Source organism: Pseudomonas sp. RW407, assembly GCF_003176655.1.
Taxonomy (GTDB): Bacteria; Pseudomonadota; Gammaproteobacteria; order Pseudomonadales; family Pseudomonadaceae; genus Pseudomonas; species Pseudomonas delhiensis.
In genome coordinates, this window is record NZ_QGSL01000106.1 from 1,040,742 (window position 1) to 1,046,636 (window position 5,895).

A 5,895-nucleotide genomic window follows, 5' to 3' on the forward strand; every position below is an offset into this window, starting at 1 on the left:
GGGTGGGTTCGAGTAGCAGGGGTTGGCTCATCGGGGGCTCCAGGATGGGGCATGTGCGCCGCAAAGGCGCGCACACCGGAAGAAGGATCGGCGATTCTGCGAAAAGGATGTCGCTTTGCCATAACTTATCGACTTGACCTTCGCCGAAACGGGGGGCTGGACGCATTCTGGTACGGCCCTTGCTAACTCAGGCACCAGGCTGCGATCCGTCCCGCCGGCGTAACACTCTATCCGACCCCCATCCGGAAACCAGTGCCGTCGGCGGGGCGGGCAGCCCATTGAACAGGCCGCCGAGGTGACGGCGGCCCCCGCAATACGTCCGGCTCGCGTCATCCGCGAGCGGGCAGCCTGGGCGGTGGCGCGGGACGTATCCGCAGAGCCGGCTAGACTGACCTAAGGTTTCCACTTCGATGCAAGGTCCGGAGCAGACCTTGCGATCGCCTCACGAGGGCGAGTGGGCCGGGACTCCAACACGAATAAAAGCAAACTGGAGGTGATCGATGAAGATGGTGAAATCCACACTGGCGGTGCTGACCGCCCTGAGCGTTCTAGGGCTCAGCGGCATGGCCCAGGCCGGCGCCACCCTGGACGCGGTGAAGAAGAAAGGCTTCGTGCAGTGCGGCATCAGCGACGGCCTGCCGGGCTTCTCCTATGCCGACTCCAAGGGGACCTACAAGGGCATCGACGTCGATGTCTGCCACGGCATCGCCGCCGCGGTCTTCGGCGACGCCAGCAAGGTCAAGTTCACCCCGCTGACCGCCAAGGAGCGCTTCACCGCGCTGCAGTCCGGCGAGATCGACGTGCTCTCGCGCAACACCACCTGGACCAGTTCCCGTGACAGCGCCATGGGCCTGAACTTCGCCGGCGTGACCTACTACGACGGCCAGGGCTTCCTGGTGAACAAGAAGCTCGGCGTGACCAGCGCCAAGGAGCTCGACGGCGCCACCGTGTGCATCCAGGCCGGCACCACCACCGAGCTGAACCTGTCCGACTACTTCCGCTCGAACAACCTCAAGTACACCCCCATCACCTACGACACCTCCGACGAGAGCGCCAAGTCGCTGGAGTCCGGGCGTTGCGACGTGCTCACCTCCGACCAGTCGCAGCTCTACGCGCAGCGCATCAAGCTGGGCAAGCCGGACGACTACGTGGTGCTGCCGGAAGTGATCTCCAAGGAGCCCCTCGGCCCGGCCGTGCGCCAGGGTGACGAGGAGTGGTTCGACATCGTCCGCTGGACGCTGTTCGCCATGCTCAACGCCGAGGAGCTGGGGATCGACTCGAAGAACGTCGAGCAGATGGCCAAGTCCTCGAAGAACCCCGACATCAACCGCCTGCTGGGCACCGAGGGCGACTACGGCAAGGACCTGAAGCTGCCGAAGGACTGGGCGGTGCAGATCGTCAAGCAGGTCGGCAACTACGCCGAGATCTTCGAGCGCAACGTCGGCGAAGGCAGCGATCTGAAGATCAAGCGCGGCCTCAATGCCCTGTGGAACAAGGGTGGTCTGCAGTACGCACCGCCGGTGCGCTGACCTCCCACGGCCCGCGCCCGGATCCTGGGCGCGGGCGCTGTTTCGAACGACGTGAGGTCCCCGCGCGGTCACGGGCGTAGCCCCGTGCCCGCATGGGCGGCCTGCGAGAGGGCTTACATGCAGAATTCCGTCAAAGCCCGGCGTCCCCGCGGCCTGTCGCTCAGCGACCCGGCCGTGCGCGCCTGGGCCTTCCAGATCATCGCCGTCGTCGCCGTGGTGGCGTTCGGCTGGTTCCTCTTCGACAACACCCAGACCAACCTCGCCCACCGCGGCATCCAGTCCGGCTTCGGCTTCCTGAACAACAGCGCCGGCTTCGGCATCTCCCAGCACCTGATCGACTACAGCGAGTCCGACACCTACGGGCGGGTGTTCTTCGTCGGCCTGCTCAACACCCTGCTGGTGACCGTGATCGGCATCGTCCTGGCGACCATCATCGGCTTCATCCTCGGCGTGGCCAGGCTGTCGCCGAACTGGCTGGTCCGCAAGATCGCCACGGTGTACATCGAGACCTTCCGCAACATCCCGCCGCTGCTGCAGATCTTCTTCTGGTACTTCGCCGTGCTCGCGCAACTGCCCGGGCCGCGGCAGAGCCTGAGCGTCGGCGGCCTGCTGTTCTTCAACAACCGCGGCATGCAGATGCCGGCGCCGGTGGCCACCGAGGCGATGCCGGCGTTCCTCATCGCCATCCTCCTCGCCCTGGTGGCCTGGGCCGTGCTCTGGCGCTGGGCCAAGGTGCGCCGGCACGCCACCGGCAAGACCTTCCCGGTGTTCCTCACGGGCCTGGCCACGCTGATCGTGCTGCCGGCGCTGACCATCCAGGTGGCCGGCGTGCCGGTGCACTGGGACGTGCCGGTGCTGCAGGGCTTCAACTTCCGCGGCGGCTGGGTGGTGATCCCGGAACTGGTGTCCATCGTCCTGGCGCTGTCGATCTACACCGCCGCCTTCATCGGCGAGACGGTGCGCGCCGGCATCCAGGCGGTCAGCCACGGCCAGACCGAGGCCTCCAGCTCCCTGGGCCTGCGCCCGGGGCAGACGCTGCGGCTGATCATCATCCCGCAGGCGCTGCGGGTGATAGTGCCGCCGCTGACCAGCCAGTACCTGAACCTGGCGAAGAACTCCTCGCTGGCCGCCGGCATCGGCTACCCGGACATGGTCTCGCTGTTCGCCGGCACCGTGCTCAACCAGACCGGCCAGGCCATCGAGACCATGGCCATCACCATGAGCGTGTACCTGGCCATCAGCCTGAGCATCTCGCTGCTGATGAACTGGTACAACAAGCGCATCGCGCTGATCGAACGCTAGGGGGCAGCCATGGCGAACCATACCTTCAAGCCCGATCTGCCGCCGCCGGCGCTGAGCGTCGGGGTCATCGGCTGGCTGCGCGCCAACCTGTTCTCCAACTGGTTCAACACCCTGCTGACCCTGGCCGGGCTCTACGTCATCTGGCTGATCGTCCCGCCGCTGCTGGAATGGGCGGTGTTCAAGGCCGACTGGGTCGGCGAGAGCCGCGCCGACTGCAGCCGCGAGGGCGCCTGCTGGGTGTTCATCAGCACCCGCATCGGCCAGTACATGTACGGCTTCTACCCCGAGGCGCTGCGCTGGCGGGTGGACCTCAACGTGCTGCTGGTGGTGGTCGGCGCCGCGCCGCTGTTCCTGCGCCAGTTCCAGCACAAGCTCAAGTACGGCCTGGCCTACCTGCTGGCGCTGCCGCTGGTGTCCTACTGGCTGCTGCACGGCGGCTTCCTCGGCCTGGACAACGTGCCCACCAGCCAGTGGGGCGGCCTGATGCTGACCGTGGTGATCGCCGCGGTGGGCATCGCCGGGGCGCTGCCGCTGGGCATCCTGCTGGCCCTGGGGCGGCGTTCGAAGATGCCGGCGATCAAGGTCCTGTGCGTCACCACCATCGAGTTCTGGCGCGGCGTGCCGCTGATCACCGTGCTGTTCATGTCCTCGGTGATGCTGCCGCTGTTCCTGCCCGAGGGCATGAACCTCGACAAGCTGCTGCGGGCCATGGTGATGGTGGTGCTGTTCGAGGCCGCCTACATCGCCGAGGTGGTCCGCGGCGGCATGCAGGCCATCCCCAAGGGCCAGTACGAGGCGGCCGCGGCCATGGGCCTGGGCTACTGGCGGATGATGGGCCTGGTGATCCTGCCCCAGGCCCTGAAGCTGGTGATCCCCGGCATCGTCAACACCTTCATCGCGCTGTTCAAGGACACCAGCCTGGTGATCATCATCGGCCTGTTCGACTTCCTCAATAGCATCAAGCGCGCCACCGCGGACCCGGCCTGGCTGGGCATGTCCACCGAGGGCTACGTGTTCGCCGCGCTGGTCTACTGGATCTTCTGTTTCGGCATGTCCCGCTACTCCATGCACCTGGAGCGCAAGCTGGACACCGGCCACAAGCGTTAGGAGTTCGTCATCATGTCTGAAGCCAGCAACAAGACCGTCCCGGCCATCGGCGATCACGTGATGATCGAGATGAAGGGCGTGAACAAGTGGTACGGCCAGTTCCACGTGCTCAAGGACATCAACCTCACCGTCCGCCAGGGTGAGCGCATCGTCCTCTGCGGGCCGTCGGGCTCGGGCAAGTCCACCACCATCCGCTGCATCAACCGCCTGGAGGAGCACCAGCAGGGCAGCATCGTCGTCGACGGCACCGAGCTGACCAACGACCTCAAGCAGATCGAGGCGATCCGCAGCGAGGTCGGCATGGTGTTCCAGCACTTCAACCTGTTCCCGCACCTGACCGTGCTGCAGAACTGCATCCTGGCGCCCATGTGGGTGCGCAAGATGCCCAAGCGCGAAGCCGAGGAAGTGGCCATGCACTACCTGGAGCGGGTGCGCATCCCCGAGCAGGCCGGCAAGTTCCCCGGGCAGCTCTCCGGCGGCCAGCAGCAGCGCGTGGCCATCGCCCGTGCGCTGTGCATGAAGCCGAAGATCATGCTGTTCGACGAACCCACCTCGGCGCTCGACCCGGAGATGGTCAAGGAAGTGCTGGACACCATGATCGGCCTGGCGCAGAGCGGCATGACCATGCTCTGCGTGACCCACGAGATGGGCTTCGCCCGCACCGTGGCGAACCGGGTGATCTTCATGGACAAGGGCGAGATAGTCGAGCAGGCGCCGCCGGACCAGTTCTTCGACAACCCGCAGTCCGACCGCACCAAGCTGTTCCTCAGCCAGATCATCCACTGACCCCGGCCGGCGCGGCCCCGCGGGCCGCGCCGTGTCCCTGGCGTCCGAAAGCCGTCGCAAAGCCTTCCTACGCTCGTCAGCGCCCTTGGCGCTGCGGGTGCGCTTCGGCGTATCCTGGCCTTTTCCACGCCCCGCCGAAGCCGGCCGGCTGAACTCGGCCGTCGGATCGGTGTTCCGATACCCGGGAGCATCCTGTGGAAACCCACGGATGGGCTATACGTTGAAGTAGCTCGCACTGCCGCCTGACAAAAGAGAAACGCCGTGAACCTGATCCTCACCCCGTTGAACCTGAGCAAAGCCAAGGCCTGGAGCGCCCATGCGGTGACGGCCAGCGGCGTCATCCTGGCCCTGCTGGCGCTGCTCGCGCTGGTCGACAACCGCCCGCAGGCCTGCCTGCTGTGGCTGGGCGTGGCCCTGCTGGTGGACGGCCTGGACGGCACCCTGGCGCGCAAGTTCGACGTCAAGGCGGTGCTGCCGCATTTCGACGGCTCCACCCTGGACCTGGTGATCGACTACCTCACCTACGTATTCATCCCGGCGATCTTCATCTACCGCTACGTGCCGCTGCCGGTGCACAGCGAGCTGGCCATCGTCGGCGTCATCCTGGTGTCCTCGCTGTTCTGCTTCTGCAACGTGAACATGAAGAGCAAGGACAACTACTTCGTCGGCTTCCCTGCGGCCTGGAACGTGGTGGCGGTGTACTTCTTCGTCCTCGGCCCCGGCCCCTGGGTGAGCCTGGTCACGGTGCTGGTGCTGGCCGCCCTGACACTGACGCGGATGAAGTTCCTGCACCCCTTCCGGGTGCGCCAGTTCATGCCGCTGAACATCGCGGTGACCTTCGTCTGGATGTTCAGCAGCGCCCTGCTGATCCTCCAGCAGCCGGTGGACCAGACCTGGCTGCTGTGGCTGTGGTTCGCGGCCTCGGCATACTTCATCGGCGTGTGCGTGTGGCGCACGGCGATGGAGTGGTTCAGCTGAGCGGCCGGCGGCGGATAACCGCGATACCGCGCCCTTGTAGGCGCGCGCCCTGCGCGCTAGATCGCGGACGGAGTCCGCTCCTACGGTTCCGGGAGGCACGGTCGTAGGAGCAACTGTCTTGCGGCCCGCGCCGAAATGCTCTTCGTAGGAGCGAGCTTGCTCGCGAATAAACCCCGCTGCGGAGTCCGTTCGC

At 66.1% G+C, this 5,895-nt stretch carries 5 protein-coding genes; all 5 read left to right on the top strand.

The window, feature by feature from the left end; genetic code table 11:
- The first annotated feature begins 500 nt into the window (after nt 1-500).
- The 5 genes from DK254_RS21440 (at nt 501) to pcsA (ending at nt 5,702) form a co-directional block, all read left to right on the top strand.
- Nucleotides 501-1,529, top strand: coding sequence for an amino acid ABC transporter substrate-binding protein (locus DK254_RS21440; RefSeq protein WP_109935387.1), 1,029 nt, complete (start codon nt 501-503; stop codon nt 1,527-1,529).
- 117 nt (nt 1,530-1,646) lie between these two features.
- On the top strand, nt 1,647-2,831 hold the full coding sequence (locus tag DK254_RS21445; protein ID WP_109935388.1) for an amino acid ABC transporter permease: 1,185 nt from the start codon (nt 1,647-1,649) through the stop codon (nt 2,829-2,831).
- Between the two features lie 9 nt (nt 2,832-2,840).
- Complete coding sequence (locus tag DK254_RS21450) at nt 2,841-3,938, top strand: amino acid ABC transporter permease (RefSeq protein ID WP_109935389.1); 1,098 nt, start codon at nt 2,841-2,843, stop codon at nt 3,936-3,938.
- 12 nt (nt 3,939-3,950) lie between these two features.
- The gene (locus DK254_RS21455) at nt 3,951-4,724 is read left to right on the top strand and encodes an amino acid ABC transporter ATP-binding protein (RefSeq protein ID WP_089389543.1); all 774 of its coding nucleotides are present in this window, start codon (nt 3,951-3,953) and stop codon (nt 4,722-4,724) included.
- Nucleotides 4,725-4,985: 261 nt separating this feature from the next.
- Nucleotides 4,986-5,702 (top strand): phosphatidylcholine synthase, encoded by a 717-nt coding sequence (pcsA, locus tag DK254_RS21460; protein ID WP_109935390.1) that lies wholly within the window; start codon nt 4,986-4,988, stop codon nt 5,700-5,702.
- The last annotated feature ends 193 nt before the right edge of the window (nt 5,703-5,895 follow it).

Bases quoted from the DNA above. Each gene is read 5' to 3' on its own strand.
- DK254_RS21445 (WP_109935388.1), top strand. From the start codon at position 1,647: ATGCAGAATTCCGTCAAAGCCCGGCGTCCCCGCGGCCTGTCGCTCAGC.
- DK254_RS21455 (WP_089389543.1), top strand. From the start codon at position 3,951: ATGTCTGAAGCCAGCAACAAGACCGTCCCGGCCATCGGCGATCACGTG.
- DK254_RS21440 (WP_109935387.1), top strand. From the start codon at position 501: ATGAAGATGGTGAAATCCACACTGGCGGTGCTGACCGCCCTGAGCGTT.
- DK254_RS21450 (WP_109935389.1), top strand. From the start codon at position 2,841: ATGGCGAACCATACCTTCAAGCCCGATCTGCCGCCGCCGGCGCTGAGC.